General features: G+C 62.4%; 15 protein-coding genes. 10 read left to right on the forward strand and 5 right to left on the reverse strand.

All coding sequences use genetic code 11. The features are described from left to right. Positions 1 to 48 precede the first annotated feature (48 nt). The 3 genes from HX783_RS12565 to HX783_RS12575 all read left to right on the forward strand — a co-directional run bounded on the left by HX783_RS12565 (position 49) and on the right by HX783_RS12575 (position 3,790). On the forward strand, positions 49 to 861 hold the full coding sequence (locus HX783_RS12565) for an inner membrane protein YpjD (protein ID WP_106578310.1): 813 nt from the start codon (positions 49 to 51) through the stop codon (positions 859 to 861). Positions 862 to 873: 12 nt separating this feature from the next. Further along, positions 874 to 2,112 (forward strand): transporter associated domain-containing protein, encoded by a 1,239-nt coding sequence (locus tag HX783_RS12570; protein ID WP_159959616.1) that lies wholly within the window; start codon positions 874 to 876, stop codon positions 2,110 to 2,112. A gap of 367 nt (positions 2,113 to 2,479) precedes the next feature. Next, positions 2,480 to 3,790: an MFS transporter gene (locus tag HX783_RS12575; RefSeq protein ID WP_177017068.1), complete on the forward strand. Its 1,311-nt coding sequence runs from the start codon at positions 2,480 to 2,482 to the stop codon at positions 3,788 to 3,790. 121 nt (positions 3,791 to 3,911) lie between these two features. On the opposite strand, the gene purT is transcribed toward HX783_RS12575, so the two are convergent. The 5 genes from purT to HX783_RS12600 form a co-directional block, all read right to left on the reverse strand. Continuing rightward, complete coding sequence (gene purT, locus HX783_RS12580; RefSeq protein ID WP_017139720.1) at positions 3,912 to 5,093, reverse strand: formate-dependent phosphoribosylglycinamide formyltransferase; 1,182 nt, start codon at positions 5,091 to 5,093, stop codon at positions 3,912 to 3,914. A 69-nt stretch (positions 5,094 to 5,162) separates the two neighbouring features. Continuing rightward, positions 5,163 to 5,630, reverse strand: a complete 468-nt coding sequence (locus HX783_RS12585) for a VUT family protein (RefSeq protein ID WP_056858699.1) — start codon at positions 5,628 to 5,630, stop codon at positions 5,163 to 5,165. Between the two features lie 162 nt (positions 5,631 to 5,792). Further along, on the reverse strand, positions 5,793 to 6,008 hold the full coding sequence (locus tag HX783_RS12590; RefSeq protein ID WP_177017069.1) for a DUF1289 domain-containing protein: 216 nt from the start codon (positions 6,006 to 6,008) through the stop codon (positions 5,793 to 5,795). Beyond that, a complete protein-coding gene (locus tag HX783_RS12595; protein ID WP_159959622.1) occupies positions 6,005 to 6,529 on the reverse strand; it encodes a gamma carbonic anhydrase family protein in 525 nt (174 codons plus the stop codon). Before HX783_RS12595 ends, HX783_RS12590 begins: the two co-directional genes overlap by 4 nt. 36 nt (positions 6,530 to 6,565) lie before the next feature. Continuing rightward, positions 6,566 to 7,168, reverse strand: a complete 603-nt coding sequence (locus HX783_RS12600) for a CoA pyrophosphatase (RefSeq protein ID WP_177017070.1) — start codon at positions 7,166 to 7,168, stop codon at positions 6,566 to 6,568. 145 nt (positions 7,169 to 7,313) lie between these two features. Here HX783_RS12600 and HX783_RS12605 point away from each other — a divergent pair, with 145 nt between their 5' ends. From HX783_RS12605 to nagE, 7 genes are all read left to right on the forward strand, one after another. Then, positions 7,314 to 7,862, forward strand: coding sequence for an NUDIX hydrolase (locus HX783_RS12605; protein ID WP_177017071.1), 549 nt, complete (start codon positions 7,314 to 7,316; stop codon positions 7,860 to 7,862). Between the two features lie 37 nt (positions 7,863 to 7,899). Further along, entirely contained in the window at positions 7,900 to 8,403 is a 504-nt protein-coding gene (locus tag HX783_RS12610; RefSeq protein ID WP_177017072.1) for a murein L,D-transpeptidase family protein, read from the forward strand. Positions 8,404 to 8,666: 263 nt separating this feature from the next. Then, on the forward strand, positions 8,667 to 9,425 hold the full coding sequence (locus HX783_RS12615; protein WP_159959626.1) for a GntR family transcriptional regulator: 759 nt from the start codon (positions 8,667 to 8,669) through the stop codon (positions 9,423 to 9,425). Between the two features lie 10 nt (positions 9,426 to 9,435). Next, on the forward strand, positions 9,436 to 10,542 hold the full coding sequence (nagA, locus tag HX783_RS12620; protein WP_177017073.1) for an N-acetylglucosamine-6-phosphate deacetylase: 1,107 nt from the start codon (positions 9,436 to 9,438) through the stop codon (positions 10,540 to 10,542). Next, a complete protein-coding gene (locus HX783_RS12625; RefSeq protein ID WP_159961627.1) occupies positions 10,535 to 11,545 on the forward strand; it encodes an SIS domain-containing protein in 1,011 nt (336 codons plus the stop codon). The genes nagA and HX783_RS12625 overlap by 8 nt, the downstream gene beginning before the upstream one ends. A 29-nt stretch (positions 11,546 to 11,574) precedes the next feature. Then, positions 11,575 to 14,085, forward strand: coding sequence for a phosphoenolpyruvate--protein phosphotransferase (gene ptsP / locus HX783_RS12630; protein WP_177017074.1), 2,511 nt, complete (start codon positions 11,575 to 11,577; stop codon positions 14,083 to 14,085). A gap of 26 nt (positions 14,086 to 14,111) precedes the next feature. Then, positions 14,112 to 15,809 (forward strand): N-acetylglucosamine-specific PTS transporter subunit IIBC, encoded by a 1,698-nt coding sequence (nagE, locus tag HX783_RS12635; RefSeq protein WP_177017075.1) that lies wholly within the window; start codon positions 14,112 to 14,114, stop codon positions 15,807 to 15,809. The last annotated feature ends 121 nt before the right edge of the window (positions 15,810 to 15,930 follow it).

The raw sequence follows: 15,930 nt of genomic DNA on the forward strand, positions 1-15,930 counted from the left end.
CAGGTGTGTGCCAAACTCAGCGCCTTTCGGGCTTGTCTATCAGGATTTATGGTCCCCTTGTCACCCAGTTTGCTACCCAGCCTCGCCGCCGCCATTTTGTACGCCGCTGCGACTCTCTATCAGGGCACTCGTCTGGCCCAAGGCACAAAAGCGGACAAACGTCTGCTGGTCGGCCTGGGCGTCGTCGCCCTGCTGGCTCACGCCGCGAGCCTTTTCACCCACTTGATGACGCCGGTTGGCCTGGGCCTGGACTTTTTCAGCGCCGCCAGCCTGATCGCCGCAGCCGTCATCGCCCTGACGCTGCTGGCCTGCTACCGCATTCCCGTCGAGAACCTGCTGGTGCTGCTATTCCCATTGGGAATGCTTACAGTGCTGCTGGCGCAATTCACCCCGACCGGCACCGTGCAGGTGATCGACGAGGAGCCGGGCATCCTCGCGCACATCCTGCTGTCGATCCTGGCCTACGGCATGTTCACCATCGCGGTGTTCCAGGCTTTGCTCCTGCTGCTGCAGGACCACCAGCTTAAAAACAAGCACCCTTCCGGGCTGATCAAGAACTTCCCGCCGCTGCAAACCATGGAAAGCCTGCTGTTCGGCTTCCTCTGGGCCGGCTGGACGCTGCTGTCGCTGTCGCTGATTTCCGGCTGGCTGTTCGTCGAAAACCTCTTCGCCCAACACCTGGTGCACAAAACCCTGCTGGCGTGCCTGGCCTGGGTGGTGTTCAGCGTGTTGCTGTGGGGGCGTAACCGCCTCGGCTGGCGTGGGCACAAGGCGATCCGCTGGACCCTGGCCGGTTTCTGCCTGCTGATGCTGGCCTATTTCGGCAGCAAGCTGGTTCGCGAATACATCCTGCATATCTGACGGGCAGCGATCATGGACAACTTGCCCCTTGGGCCGATGCTCGCGGTAATTGCCTTGCTGGTGTTATGGGCCGCGCTGTTTACCGCCATCGAGGCCGCGCAACAACACTTACTGGCCCTGCGCCCCGGCACACGCCAGGGTGACAAGGCGGCCGCCCGCCTGAATTTCCCGCGCAACAGCCTGATCCTGTGCAACAGCCTGTGCCGCGCCGCCGTGGTGATTCTCTGCACCCTGCTGGCGATTTACGCCTGGGCGCAGAACGGCCCTTGGCTCGGCTGGCTGATCTCCTGCGCGATTTTGCTGGTGCTCGCCGACTACCTGCCTCGCGCCCTCGCAATCCGCCACCCGCAAGCTGTGCTGGGCTTTGGCAACACGCTGCTGGGTGTGCCGCTGAAAATCCTTTATCCGCTGGCCTGGCTGCTCAATGGCATCAGCGTATTACTGCTGCGCCCGTTCGCACGCAAATCCGGCGTGGTAAAAAAGAGCGACGAACCACTGCCCGATCACGACGATGAACCGGAGCCCGAGGCCGACGAAAACCGCACGCCCGGCATGCCCGGCATCCACGCCTTGGACAACATCACGGTCAATGACATCCTGGTGCCGCGCAGCGAAGTGGACGGCATTAACCTGGATGACTCGGTCGAGGAAATCATCGAGCAACTGCGCACCTCCCAGCGCACGCGCCTGCCGGTGTTTCACAGCGACATCAACCAGGTCGAAGCGGTGCTCAATACGCGGCAGATCCAGCACCTGCTGCCCGATGCCAGCCTGACCAAAGAAGCCCTGCTCGCCGCCTGCCACGAGCCTTACTTCGTACCGGAAAGCACACCGTTGCAGCTGCAACTGCTGAACTTCCACAAACAGCAGCGCCGTCTGGGCATGGTGGTGGACGAATACGGCGAAGTGCTGGGCATCGTGACACTGGAAGATATCCTCGAAGAAATCGTCGGCGAATTCGAAAGCGATCAGGCGGGAGACAACCCGCATATCGAAGCGCAACCCGACGGCCGCTACATCATCGACGGCGCCGCTTCGATCCGCGAACTCAACAAAAGCCTCGGCTGGCACCTGCCCAGCGACGGCCCCAAGACCCTCAACGGCCTGGTGACCGAAGCGCTGGAGACCATTCCAGACTGTGCGGTATGCCTGAAGATCGGCCGCTATCGCCTGGAAATCCTTGAGACCGAGGACAACCGCGTGAGCAAGGTGCTGATCTGGCACACCAGCCGCGTGCCCGTCGCCGCCTAGCTTTCTGGCACTGCGCATTCCAATGTGAGAGCGGGCTTGCTCGCGAAAGCGGTGGATCAGTCAGCCCATCTTTAACTGACCCACCGCTTTCGCGAGCAAGCCCGCTCCCACAGTTGATTTGCAGCGTTTGATAGATCGTGACTGAGCCCCTTGTTGGATCCGCAAACCCCTTCCTATAATCGGTGCGGCTTACCCAAGCCCCGCCCGACCGCGTGCTACCCGCACTCAGCGCGTCCAGGCACTGCTTTACCGTGTCTGACCGGTGTTTGCTCCCATCCCGAGCCGCCCCGCGCACACCCCTGACCCATGGGTGTTCGACCAATAATAATCCGCGTCCAAACGCGCAATGACCGTCAGGGATACCTCAATGAGCACCACCTACAACGAGGCCGCGACCGCCGCCCCGCTTAACTCGACCGCACGAGTTGCAACCGCGAGCATCGTCGGTACCGCCATCGAATTCTACGATTTCTATATCTACGCCACGGCTGCTGCGCTGGTGATTGGCCCGGTGTTCTTCCCGCAGACCTCCGGCACTGCGCAGATGCTCGCGTCGTTCCTGACCTTCGGCATCGCCTTTATCGCCCGCCCGCTGGGCTCGGCCCTGTTCGGCCACTTCGGCGACCGTATCGGCCGCAAGTCGACGTTGGTCGCCTCGTTGCTGCTGATGGGCGTGTGCACCACGCTGATCGGTTTGCTGCCGGGTTACGACAGCATTGGCGCCTGGGCGCCGATCCTGTTGTGCGTATTGCGCTTCGGCCAGGGCCTGGGGCTTGGCGGCGAATGGGGTGGCGCGGCGTTGCTGGCCACCGAAAACGCGCCCAAGGGCAAGCGCGCGTGGTTCGGCATGTTCCCGCAACTGGGCCCGTCGATCGGCTTTCTGGCCGCCAACGGCCTGTTCCTGATCCTGGCCATGAGCCTCAACGACGAGCAGTTCCGCAGTTGGGGCTGGCGCATCCCATTCATCCTCAGCGCAGCGCTGGTGATGGTCGGCCTGTATGCACGACTCAAATTGCATGAAACCCCAGTGTTCGCCAACGCCGTGGCCAAAGAAGCGCCGGTGAAAGTGCCATTGATGGAGCTGTTCAGCCAGCATTGGCTGCCGGTGCTGCTGGGCGCCGCGTCGATGGTGGTGTGTTATGCGCTGTTCTATATCACCACCGCGTTTTCCCTGAGCTATGGCGTATCGACACTGGGCTACAGCCGCGAGATGTTCCTCGGTTTGCTGTGCTTTGCAGTGTTGTTCATGGGCCTGGCCACGCCATTGGCGGCCTTGGCCAGCGACCGCTACGGGCGCAAGCCGGTGCTGATCGTCGGCGCGATCCTGGCGATTCTGTCGGGCTTCACCATGGAGCCACTGCTGACCCATGGTTCGACCTGGGCAGTGGCATTGTTCCTGGCGCTGGAGTTGTTCCTGATGGGCGTGACCTTCGCGCCGATGGGCGCGATGCTGCCGGAACTGTTCCCGACCCGCGTGCGTTATACCGGCGCTTCGGCGGCGTATAACCTGGGTGGGATTGTGGGTGCGTCAGCCGCGCCGTTCTTCGCGACCAAGCTGGTGGCGATGGGTGGGCTGAGTTATGTCGGCGGGTATGTGTCGGCGGCAGCGTTGCTCAGCTTGATTGCTGTGCTGTGCCTGAAAGAGACGCGGGATAACGACCTGAACAAGGTCGCCTGAGCGAAGATCGTTCCCACGCTCTGCGTGGGAATGCAGCCCGGGACGCTCTGCGTCCCAAAGCGTGACGCAGAGCGTCACATAAGGCATTCCCACGCGGAGCGTGGGAACGATCAAGGTAAAGTTACAGCTCGACTACAACAGCTTTGGAAGCACGAGTAGCCTTGGCCCGCGCCGCCTCAATCGACTCATCCCGCGCCAACGCCACACCCATCCGGCGCTGACCATTCACTTCTGGCTTGCCAAACAGACGCAACGCCGTGTCCGGCTCGCTCAAGGCCGCGCCGAGGTTGGCGAATGCGGTCTGGGTCGACTGCCCTTCCACCAGGATCACCGCCGAAGCCGAAGGCCCGAACTGGCGAATCAGCGGAATTGGCAGGCCCAAAATGGCGCGAGCGTGCAAGGCAAACTGCGACAGGTCCTGAGAAATCAGGGTCACCAAACCGGTGTCATGCGGGCGCGGCGACACTTCGCTGAACCACACTTGATCGCCCTTGATGAACAATTCCACGCCAAACAGACCACGGCCACCCAGCGCCTCGGTCACGGCTTTGGCAACCCGCTCGGATTCCGCCAGGGCAATCGGGCTCATGGCTTGCGGCTGCCAGGATTCCTGATAGTCGCCTTTCTCCTGACGGTGGCCGACCGGCGCACAGAAGGTGGTGCCGCCGATGTGGCGCACGGTCAGCAGGGTGATTTCGTAGTCGAAATCGATAAAGCCTTCGATGATCACGCGGCCTTTACCGGCACGCCCGCCTTCCTGAGCGTAATCCCAGGCTTTCTGCACGTCATCGGCGCTGCGCAGCAGGCTCTGGCCTTTGCCCGAGGAACTCATCACCGGCTTGACCACGCACGGGAAGCCCAGGTCTTGCACGGCCTTGCTGTAGTCTTCGAAGGTGTCGGCGAAGTGATACGGCGAGGTCGGCAGGTCCAGCTCTTCGGCAGCCAGGCGGCGAATGCCTTCACGGTTCATGGTCAGCGAGGTGGCCCGCGCGGTCGGGATCACGGTGAAGCCTTCGGCTTCCAGCTCAACCAGCGTGGCAGTGGCGATGGCTTCGATTTCCGGCACGATAAAGTGCGGTTTTTCCGCCTCGATCACGGCACGCAAGGCGGCGCCGTCGAGCATGTTTATCACGTGGCTACGGTGCGCAACCTGCATGGCCGGCGCGTTGGCGTAGCGATCCACGGCAATCACTTCAACGCCCAGGCGTTGCAGTTCGATTACCACTTCCTTGCCCAGCTCACCGCAGCCACACAGCAAAACGCGGGTCGCGGTTGGCGACAATGGAGTTCCGATTCGGGTCATCTCAGGTCCTCAGGGGAGCGGATCATGGGGAGAAAGGCCGGCATTTTACATGAACTGCAAGAATTGGCCTCAGTTGGCGACGGCGCGTTTGCGCATGCGCCAGGCCATGATCAGCCACACTACCGTGACGCCGGCGAATTTAGACACCAATGCCGTGCCCGCCACTGCCGGCGTCAGCGCGCCGATCAGGCCGAAGAAGATAAACGTATCGAGGGGAATGCTCAGCGCCGAACTTATCCACAGGCGGTCATGCAGTGGGCGCTTGGTGATGCTGAACACCAGCCAGTCGATGCACTCGGACACTGCAAATGCCGTGGCACTGGCCAGGGCGATGGACGGATCGGAGGTGATATACGACAGCACCAGCGCCGCCAGCATGGCGATGATTGCACCGTGGCCGAAGCGGGTTTGCACCATGTCGCGCAGGATAAACACCAGGCCACCCCAGGCGGACCAGATGACGTCCAGGTGCGGCGCGGTGGAAAAGGCGAAGTTGATCAGCACGACGCTGCTGATGTAGGCGATCAGGAAGAGCATGGAGATGGACCTGTGAGCAATCGGCACAGGGTACTTCACAATTGGAAATATGTCGTCTGGGAGGGCCCCTTCGCGAGCAAGCCCGCTCCCACATTTTGACCGCATTCCTACAGGTTAAACGCTATCAAATGTGGGAGCGGGCTTGCTCGCGAAAGCAATCTGTCAGGCGCCGGATTTCCCCGGCATCATCCACACCAATCCACTCGCCTTCGCCCGCTCATGACACAACCCCAACACCACTCGGCGTTCGGTATTGTCCATGCGGCTCCAGCGCGTAATCTCATCCACCGTACGCTGGCAACCCGTACAGATATCATCGTCATCCAGCGCGCAGATACTCACGCACGGCGAGGCAACAGGGCGTTCGATCGGGCTCATTCTTCCTGCTCAACCAAGTCACGCGCATACCGCTGCGAGTTATGCACATAGTGCGCGGCGCTGGCTTCGAGCATGCGCTTCTGCGCCTCGGTGAGTTCGCGCACCACCTTGCCCGGCGAACCCATCACCAGCGAGCCATCGGGAATTTCCTTGCCTTCGCCGATCAGCGAATTGGCGCCGATGATGCAATGCTTGCCGATCTTGGCGCCATTGAGGATCACCGCGTTGATGCCGATCAGGCTGTAGTCGTCGACCGTGCAGCCGTGCAGCATGGCGTTATGGCCGATGGTCACGCCGGTGCCCAGGGTCAATGGGTAGCCCATGTCGGTGTGCATCACGCTGCCATCCTGCACGTTGCTGTTCTTGCCGATCAGGATCAGTTCGTTGTCGCCACGCAACACCGCGTTGAACCAGACGTTGGCGCCCTCTTCCAGCTTGACCTTGCCGACCAGCGTGGCGTTAGGTGCCACCCAGCTTTGCGGATGAGTCTCGACGCGGGCGTCGCCCAGGCGGTATTTCATGGTGTGTCCTCACGGCGTTGCCATTCAAGCGATGGCTTACGTATTGATGAAGCTTTTAGGTGGGTGGTGCAGGCTGATCTTGGCGTCGTCATAGAGCAGGTTGATCAGCTCGACAATCATGATTGCCGTCAGCCCCCAAATCTTGTATTCGCCAAACCGATAGCTGGGCACATACCAACTGCGGCCCTGGTAATCGATGCGGTGAGTATGTTCGCGCGGGTCCTGGCGGAAAAACTCCAGAGGCACGCTGAAGACCGCAGCGATCTCTGCATCGTTGGCGAGGTATTCGACGTAATCGGGAATCACGCCGACGTAGGGCGTCACGCGAATACCGTGCAGGGAAATCAACGGGCTCAACGGGCCAATGACTTCCACCAGACCGGGCGGCAGGCCGATTTCTTCTTCGGCTTCGCGCAGCGCAGTAAAGATCAGGTCCGGGTCTTCGGGGTCACGCCGCCCGCCAGGAAACGCCACTTCGCCGCCGTGGGTCGACAGGCCGCTGGCGCGCAGGGTCAGGATCAGCTCAGGTTCGTCGCTGCGGGTGATCGGCACCAACACGGCGGCCTCGGGGAAACGCCCGTCAGTTTCCAGTGTATGAGGGGTGTGATTGCTTACCCGGCGAAGTAGCTCGTCCAGCATGAGTCATCTCGGTCTGTTGGCTACCTTGCATCATGCACCAAAGCGGGCAGGCACCCAACCCCAAACCCTGCGCATGTCGCGAAACGACAACTTGCAGGGCCCTGCCCGTCAAGCCAAGATAGGCCCACTCTCCAGGAACCCCAGCATGAACTTCTGCAGCCAGTGCGGTAAACCGGTCACCCAGCGCATTCCCGAAGGCGACACACGCCTGCGTTATGTGTGTGATCACTGCTCGACCATTCATTATCAAAACCCCAATATCGTCGCCGGCACCGTGCCGGTCTGGGGCGATAAAGTGCTGCTGTGCCGCCGCGCCATCGAACCGCGCCTGGGTTACTGGACCCTGCCCGCAGGCTTTATGGAAAACGGCGAGACGGTTGAACAGGCCGCTGCCCGCGAAACCCTGGAAGAAGCCTGCGCCCGCGTGCGCAACCTGAGCATTTACACGCTGATCGATGTGCCGCACATCAGCCAGGTGCATGTCTTCTACCGCGCCGAACTGGTCGACCTCGACTTTGCCGCAGGCCCCGAAAGCCTTGAAGTGAAGCTGTTCGATGAAGCCGACATCCCTTGGTCAGAGCTGGCTTTCCGCACGGTCGGGCGTACTTTAGAATACTTTTTCGCTGACCGTCGGCAGCAGGCGTTCCCGGTGCGCAGCGAAGCTGTACCGCCCATGGGCAAACCCACCGAATAAAAAAACCGGCAGATAGCCTCTAAGGGAAACCGTTTTAATGCGTCTGTTGCTCGCTTTGATCTGCCTGTCGTTCGCTACCTTTTCGTCGGCCTCCACGGTGGAAATCATCGGGGGCAAACCTGTGGAAAAAATCCTGGTGCTCAAGTCCGCCCACCAGTTGCAGTTGATCAATGACGGCAAGCCGCTGAAGACCTATCGCATTTCCCTCGGTAAAAACCCCAAAGGCACCAAGCTGGTTGAAGGCGACCGCCGCACGCCGGAAGGTTTCTATTGGATCGACTGGCGCAAAACCAGCGACCGCTTCAACCTGGCCATGCACATCTCCTACCCGAACATCAGCGACTCCGCGCGCGCGCGCCGCGAAGGCGTGAAACCGGGCAGCATGATCATGATCCACGGCACGCCCGACACCGAGGAATACCCGGAGCAGTGGTTCCACACCCTGGACTGGACCGACGGCTGCATCGGCATGCGCAACGTGGACATGCGCGAAGTCTGGAACCTGGTCAAAGACGGCACCATGATCGAGATTCGCCCCTAGTTTCGTACCGTTCGTAAAATAATCTGAAAATAATTCCTGCCCCTGGCAGCGCCTGCCGGTGAATACCAGTTCACCACGCCGGGCTGCGTAGTTCTGCGCGCGATAAAGACCTCTCTAATACCACTTGATACCAGGCACCATTAAAGCGCCCACAAACCGGGATTCGCACCGTTTTGGCAGCATTGACATGGTATTTAAGTGGTATTAATTTCCGGCCACTACCGGGCGACAACACTCCAATAACCGCATCGGAACCTTCACAGATGAACCCCATCCTGACGCTGCGCCCCGACGACAAACAATCCACGCCGCTGTACCTGCAGCTGGCGCGCAACCTGGAAGCGGCGATCCATGCCGGCCAGTGGAAATCCGAGCAGGCCTTGCCGTCGGAACGCGCCCTCAGCGAGCAACTGAGCATTTCGCGGGTGACCGCACGCAAAGCGCTGGAAGTGTTGTTCGCCCAAGGCCTGATTCGCCGCAGCCAAGGCTCCGGCACCTTTATCACACCGCGCCTGGAACAACCGCTGTCACGCCTGTCGGGCTTCAGCGAGATGCTGCGACTGAAAGGTTTTGTACCGACTTCGCAATGGCTGGAACGCGACATCACCCCGCCGACCCACGAAGAGCTGATCCGCCTGGGCCTGTCGCCCACCGACAAAGTCGCGCGCCTCAAACGCCTGCGTAAAGCCGATGACACGGTGATGGCGATTGAAATGACCGCCATGCCCGCCTCGGTGCTGCCGCACCCGCAAGCCATCGGCAATTCGCTGTACGAATACCTGGAAAGCATCGGCAAGCCCATCGTGCGCGCGCTGCAGCACATCCAGGCGATCAACGCCTCGGATGAGTTCGCCAAGCTGGTGGGCATCGCCCCCGGCACCGCCATGCTGCTGATGACGCGGGTCGGCTACACCGCCGACAACACGCCAATTGAAATCACCGACACCTACTGCCGCAACGACTACTACGACTTTGTCGCAGAGCTGCGCCGTCATGACTATTCCGCTGAACTGCGACGTTAGAGAACTGCCCATGTCCGAAGACAATATCCTCACGCCCCACGGCTGGATTCGCGGCCGCCTGGTGCACGAACACGGCAAGGTGGTCGCCATCGAAGGTACGCCGTGCGACCCGGCCGACAACGACCTGCCCTACTTGCTGCCGGGCTTTATCGACCTGCACGTACACGGCGGTGGCGGCAAAGACATCATGGAAGGCGTCGACGCCTTCGAGACCATTACCCGCACCCACGTGCGTTTTGGTACGACCTCACTGCTGGCGACCACCATGACGGCACCGGTGAACGAAATCTCCCGTGTGCTCGGCGAACTCGGCAGCTTCTGCGAACAACGCCCGACCGGCAGCGCCCGTGTACTCGGCGTGCACCTGGAAGGCCCCTACATCAACCCAGGCAAACTCGGCGCCCAACCCAACTTCGCCCACACCGCGCTGATGGCCGAAGTGGAAGCCTACCTGCGCCTGGCGCCGATCCGGGTGATCACCATCGCGCCGGAAATCGCCGGGCATGACGCCCTGATCCGCGCGCTCAGCCAACGCGGCGTGCGCATGCAGATCGGCCACACCCTGGGCAGCTATGAAGAAGGCGTCGCCGCCCTCGCCGCCGGCGCCACCAGCTTCACGCATTTGTACAACGCCATGAGCCCGCTGCATCACCGCGAGCCGGGCATCGTCGGCGCCGCGCTGGCCCACGCCAAGTACGCCGAGTTGATCCCCGACTTGCTGCACGTGCACCCCGGCGCCATGCGCGTGGCCCTGCGTTCGATCCCGTGCCTGTACTGCGTCACCGATTCCACCGCCGCCGCCGGCATGCCCGACGGCGAATACAAGCTGGGCAGCCACACCGTGACCAAATGCCTGGGCGGCGTGCGCCTGGCGGACGGCACCTTGGCCGGCAGCACCCTGACCATGGATCAGGCGCTGCGCAACCTGGTGAAAATCGGCCTGCCGATCAGCGAAGCCTCACAACGCCTGTCGCAATTTCCTGCGGATTACCTGGGCCTGGAAGAACGCGGCCGCCTGCAACCCGGCAGCTTTGCCGACTGCGTGCGACTGGATCGTTCCCTGACATTGACCGACGTAATGGTCGAAGGAGAAACCATTGACTTCAAAAATGCTTGAGGAGGCCCTGGCCTCCTGTGACGCCGTCGCGGCGCAGCTGCAACGCCTGGACCCGCTGCTGGAAGAAGTCGCCGGTCGCCTGCGCCGTCAGCCGCCACAAGTGGCCATGACCATTGCGCGCGGCAGTTCGGACCATGCCGCCAGCTACTTTGCCTACCTGGCCATGCAGCACGTGGGCATTCCGGTGGCGTCGTTGCCGATGTCGGTGGTGACCTTGTTGCAGGCACCGTTGAAAGTCAGCGGCCAGGTGGCGTTCGGTTTCTCGCAGTCGGGGCAAAGCCCGGACCTGGTCAACAGCCTGCGCCTGCTGCGCAAACGCGGTGCCCTGAGCATTTCGCTGGTCAACGCAGAAGAGTCACCGCTGGAAGCCGCCTGCGAATTCCACCTGCCGCTGTGCGCCGGGCCGGAACACAGCGTGGCGGCGACCAAAAGCTTTATCGCCACCCTCAGCGCCAGCGCGCAATTGATCGGCCACTGGAACCAGGAGGCCGACCTGCTGCAAGCCTGCCGCGCCTTGCCTGACGAGTTGCGTGCCGCCGCGAAGCAGGATTGGAGCACCGCCATCGACGCCCTGCGTGACAGCCAGCGCTTGATGGTGATCGGCCGGGGCGCCGGTTTTGCCATCGCCCAGGAAGCCGCGCTCAAGCTCAAGGAAACCTCGGCGATCCAGGCCGAAGCCTTCAGCAGCGCCGAAGTGCGCCACGGGCCGATGGCCTTGATCGACGAGAACTACCCGCTGCTGATTTTTGCCCCACGTGGCGCCGAGCAAGCCGGCCTGTTGAGCCTGGCCGCCGACATGCGCCAACGCGGCGCCCGTGTGCTGCTGGCCGCGCCGGACGATATCAGCGAACGCGACCTGACCCTGAGCCGCGCCGAACACCCGAGCCTGGACCCGATCCTGGCGATCCAGAGCTTTTACGTAATGGCCGCAGGCCTGGCGCAAGCCCGGGGCATGGACCCGGACCAGCCGCGTCACCTGAGCAAAGTTACCCGCACTCACTGAGTCGCGTTTTCCTGATGAGTACCGTGCCCATGTCCAACAAGAATAACGAATTGACCCTAAGCGCCCCACTCAGTGGCCCGGTGCTGACCCTGGGCAACGTTCCCGACGAAGTGTTCGCCAGCGGCGCGATGGGCGACGGTATGGCCATCGACCCGCTGAACGATTGCCTGCACGCACCGTGTGACGGCGTGATCATCCACGTCGCGCGCACCGGGCATGCGCTGACCCTGCGTGCAGACAACGGCGCCGAGGTATTGATGCATGTCGGCATCGACACCGTGGAACTGAACGGCGAAGGGTTTGCGCTGCTGGTAAAGGAAGGCGCGCGGGTCAGCAACGGCCAGGCGCTGGTGCAGTTTGATCTGGACCGCATTGCGCGCCAGTGCAAAAGCCTGGTCAGCCTGATTATCCTCACCAATGGCGAGCGCTTTGAACTGCGGCCGATGGCGGGAAACGCCGTCAAGGTCGGTGAGCCCTTGCTGGTGATTGTGCCGCGCTCGGCGGCAGCACCGCAGGCAGCTGTGGATAACTCGGTGACCGAAGTCCGCGCCAGCGTGCGCATTACTCACCGTGGCGGTTTGCATGCACGCCCCGCTGCGTTGATCCGCAAAACCGCGCAAGGCTTCAGCAGCCACGCGCAGTTGCACTTTGCCGGTAAGTCGGCGCCATGCGACAGCCTGATTGGCTTGCTGGGGCTGGGCATCGGTGAAGGCGACGAAGTGCGTGTCACCTGTCGCGGCAAGGATTGCGAGGCAGCGTTGCAGGCGTTGGTGGCGGCGCTGTCGGTGGCCGTCAGTGAAGAACATCACGCGCCGGTGGCCGTTGCTGCGCGCCCTGCGAATACCGAAGTTGGCGTGCTGCAAGGCGTATGTGCTGCGCCCGGCCTGGTCTGTGGGCCGATGTTTCGCTTGAGCGGTATCGAACTGCCGGCAGACACCCGCAACCATTCCGCCGACGAACAACTGCAACGCCTGGATGCGGCCCTTGAGCAAGTGCGTGGCGAGATCCGCACGACGCTGGACCACGCTCGCCAACGCAAAAACATTGATGAAGAAGAGATCTTCGCCGCCCACCTCGCGCTGCTGGAAGACCCGGCCCTGTTGGAAGCGGCCACCGCCGCCATCGAACAAGGCAGCGCCGCCACCCACGCCTGGCGCGATGCGATCCAGGCGCAATGCGCGGTATTGCTGGCACTCGGCAAGCCGCTGTTTGCCGAGCGTTCCAATGACCTGCGCGACTTACAGCAACGGGTGCTGCGCGCGCTGCTGGGTGAAGCCTGGCACTTCGAATTGCCTGCCGGGGCGATTGTCAGTGCCCATGAACTGACGCCATCCGACCTGCTGCAACTGAGCGCGCAACACGCTGCGGGCATCTGCATGGCCGAAGGCGGCGCCACCTCCCACGTGGCGATTTTGGCCCGTGGCAAAGGCCTGCCCTGCGTGGTGGCGTTGGGCGCGGAAGTACTCGATGTGCCGCAAGGCCAACGCGTGGTACTCGACGCGGCCAATGGTCGCCTGGAACTGGCTCCCAGCGAAGCGCGTCATGCCGAGGTGCATCAGATTCTCGACGCGCAAAAACTGCGCCGCGAGCAACAACAGGCTCAGGCGCACCAAGCGGCGCAAACTCGCGATGGCGTGCGCATCGAAGTGGCCGCCAATGTCGCCTCCAGCGCCGAAGCCCAAGTGGCGTTTGAGAACGGCGCCGATGGCGTTGGCCTGCTGCGCACCGAATTCCTCTTCGTCGACCGTCGCACCGCGCCGGATGAACAGGAACAGCGCCAGGCTTATCAAGCCGTGCTGGATGCCACGGGCGACAAGGCGGTGATCATCCGCACCATCGACGTGGGCGGCGACAAACAGCTCGACTACCTGCCGCTGCCCATCGAGGCCAACCCGGTGTTGGGCTTGCGCGGTATTCGCATGGCCCAGGTGCGTCCCGAATTGCTCGACCAGCAACTGCGCGCGCTGCTGCAAGTCAGCCCGTTGGAGCGTTGCCGCATCCTGTTGCCGATGGTCAGTGAAGTCGACGAACTGCTGCAAATCCGCCAGCGCCTGGATGAGCTGTGCGCCGAGCTGGAACTGACCCAACGCCCGGAGCTGGGCGTGATGATCGAAGTGCCCGCCGCCGCATTGATGGCCGAGCAACTCGCCAAGCATGCGGACTTTCTGTCCATCGGCACCAATGACCTGTCCCAGTACACCCTGGCCATGGACCGCGACCACGCCGGCCTCGCCGCTCGCGTTGATGCGCTGCACCCGGCGCTGCTCAGGCTGATCGCGCAGACCTGCGCGGGCGCAGCCAAACACGGGCGGTGGGTCGGCGTGTGTGGCGCCCTGGCGTCCGACCCACTGGCCACGCCGGTGCTGGTCGGCCTGGGCGTCAGCGAGCTGTCGGTAAGCCCGCCGCAAATCGGAGAAATCAAGGACCGTGTCCGCCACTTGGACGCGGCTCAATGCCGGCAACTCAGCCTCGGCCTGCTCGACCTGAGCAGCGCCAAGGCGGTTCGCCAAGCCTGTCAACACCACTGGCCGCTGAGCTGAAAACAACAAGAATAGGGAGACACGCCATGTACCAACATTTTATCGAAGGCTTACAACGCCTGGGCCGCGCGCTGATGCTGCCGATCGCGATCCTGCCGATCGCCGGCCTCTTGCTGCGCCTGGGCGACACCGACTTGCTCAACATTGCGGTGATGCACGATGCCGGGCAGGCGATTTTCGCCAACCTCGCGCTGATCTTCGCCATCGGTATTGCCGTGGGGTTTGCCCGCGACAATAACGGCACGGCGGGCCTGGCCGGGGCGATTGGTTACCTGGTGATGGTCTCCACGCTCAAGGTGATGGACACCACTATCAACATGGGCATGCTCGCCGGTATCGCCAGCGGTTTGATGGCGGGCGGGCTGTATAACCGCTTCAAGGACATCAAGCTGCCGGAGTACCTCGCCTTCTTTGGTGGGCGACGCTTTGTGCCGATTGTCACCGGGTTTTCGGCGGTTGCCCTGGGCGTGATCTTTGGCCTGATCTGGCCGCCGATCCAGCACGGCATCAACAGCTTCGGCGTGCTGCTGATGGAAAGCGGCAGCTTTGGCGCCTTCGTGTTCGGCGTGTTCAACCGCCTGCTGATCGTTACCGGCCTGCACCATATCCTCAACAACATGGCGTGGTTTGTGTTCGGCACCTTTACCGACCCGACCACCGGCGCCGTCGTCACGGGCGACCTGACCCGCTACTTCGCCGGCGACCCGAAAGGCGGCCAATTCATGACCGGCATGTTCCCGGTGATGCTGTTCGGCCTGCCCGCCGCGTGCCTGGCGATGTACCGCAACGCGCTGCCGGAGCGCCGCAAAGTGATGGGCGGGATTTTCCTGTCGATGGCGCTGACCTCGTTTTTGACCGGCGTGACGGAGCCGATTGAATTCGCGTTCATGTTCCTGGCGCCGTTTTTGTACCTGATTCACGCAGTACTCACGGGCCTGTCGATGGCCGTGACCAACATGCTGAATATCCACCTCGGTTTTACCTTCTCCGGTGGGTTTATCGACATGGTGCTCGGCTGGGGTAAGTCCACCAACGGCTGGCTGGTGTTCCCGGTCGGGCTGGCGTACGCGGTGATCTACTACAGCGTGTTCAACTACTGCATTCGCCGCTTCAACCTGAAAACGCCGGGTCGTGAAGATATCCAGGTGGTGCAGGCTGAGGCGATGAGTGATAACCAACGGGCCGGGGCGTATATCCGTGCGCTGGGCGGTGCGGATAATTTGCTGAGTGTTGGCGCCTGCACCACGCGTCTGCGCTTGGACATGGTGGATCGCAACAAGGCGGTGGATGCAGAGCTCAAAGCACTCGGCGCGATGGCCGTGGTTCGGCCGGGTAACGGCGGCAGCTTGCAGGTGGTGGTCGGGCCGATGGCCGACAGCATTGCTGATGAGATTCGCCTGGCCATGCCGTCGTTTGTTGCCACTGCGCCGGTGGCGGTTGCGCCTGTGGATAAGCCGGTTGCGGTGAATGTGCAAGAGGCCGAGAAATGGCTGAAGGCCTTGGGTGGCCGTGAAAATGTACGGCAGTTGGACGCCGTGGCGGTGACCCGATTGCGGGTGGAACTGGGCGATGATTCGGTGTTGTCTGAAGCTGACCTGACGGCGCTGGGTTGCCAGGGTGTGAGCCAGCTGGACAGTGGCGTTTGGCACTTGTTGATTGGTGACAAGGCCACTGGATTGGGCGAGGCACTGGAGCGGTTGGTTACCCGCCCAATCAACGCCTGACCGATCGTTCCCACGCTCTGCGTGGGAATGCCGCCCCGGACGCTCCGCGTCCCGCTCAAGCCCTGCGCAAGGGTGACGCGGAGCGTCACAGGATGCATTCCCACGCGGAGCGTGGGAACGA

Source organism: Pseudomonas sp. D2002 (genome assembly GCF_013385735.1).
Classification (GTDB): domain Bacteria; phylum Pseudomonadota; class Gammaproteobacteria; order Pseudomonadales; family Pseudomonadaceae; genus Aquipseudomonas.

Coding starts and splice junctions, on each gene's coding strand:
- HX783_RS12565 (WP_106578310.1), top strand. CDS start 49: ATGGTCCCCTTGTCACCCAGTTTGCTACCCAGCCTCGCCGCCGCCATT.
- HX783_RS12605 (WP_177017071.1), top strand. CDS start 7,314: ATGAACTTCTGCAGCCAGTGCGGTAAACCGGTCACCCAGCGCATTCCC.
- HX783_RS12570 (WP_159959616.1), top strand. CDS start 874: ATGGACAACTTGCCCCTTGGGCCGATGCTCGCGGTAATTGCCTTGCTG.
- ptsP (WP_177017074.1), top strand. CDS start 11,575: ATGTCCAACAAGAATAACGAATTGACCCTAAGCGCCCCACTCAGTGGC.
- HX783_RS12615 (WP_159959626.1), top strand. CDS start 8,667: ATGAACCCCATCCTGACGCTGCGCCCCGACGACAAACAATCCACGCCG.
- HX783_RS12590 (WP_177017069.1), bottom strand. CDS start 6,008: ATGAGCCCGATCGAACGCCCTGTTGCCTCGCCGTGCGTGAGTATCTGC.
- purT (WP_017139720.1), bottom strand. CDS start 5,093: ATGACCCGAATCGGAACTCCATTGTCGCCAACCGCGACCCGCGTTTTG.
- HX783_RS12575 (WP_177017068.1), top strand. CDS start 2,480: ATGAGCACCACCTACAACGAGGCCGCGACCGCCGCCCCGCTTAACTCG.
- HX783_RS12600 (WP_177017070.1), bottom strand. CDS start 7,168: ATGCTGGACGAGCTACTTCGCCGGGTAAGCAATCACACCCCTCATACA.
- HX783_RS12610 (WP_177017072.1), top strand. CDS start 7,900: ATGCGTCTGTTGCTCGCTTTGATCTGCCTGTCGTTCGCTACCTTTTCG.
- HX783_RS12625 (WP_159961627.1), top strand. CDS start 10,535: ATGCTTGAGGAGGCCCTGGCCTCCTGTGACGCCGTCGCGGCGCAGCTG.
- HX783_RS12595 (WP_159959622.1), bottom strand. CDS start 6,529: ATGAAATACCGCCTGGGCGACGCCCGCGTCGAGACTCATCCGCAAAGC.
- nagA (WP_177017073.1), top strand. CDS start 9,436: ATGTCCGAAGACAATATCCTCACGCCCCACGGCTGGATTCGCGGCCGC.
- nagE (WP_177017075.1), top strand. CDS start 14,112: ATGTACCAACATTTTATCGAAGGCTTACAACGCCTGGGCCGCGCGCTG.
- HX783_RS12585 (WP_056858699.1), bottom strand. CDS start 5,630: ATGCTCTTCCTGATCGCCTACATCAGCAGCGTCGTGCTGATCAACTTC.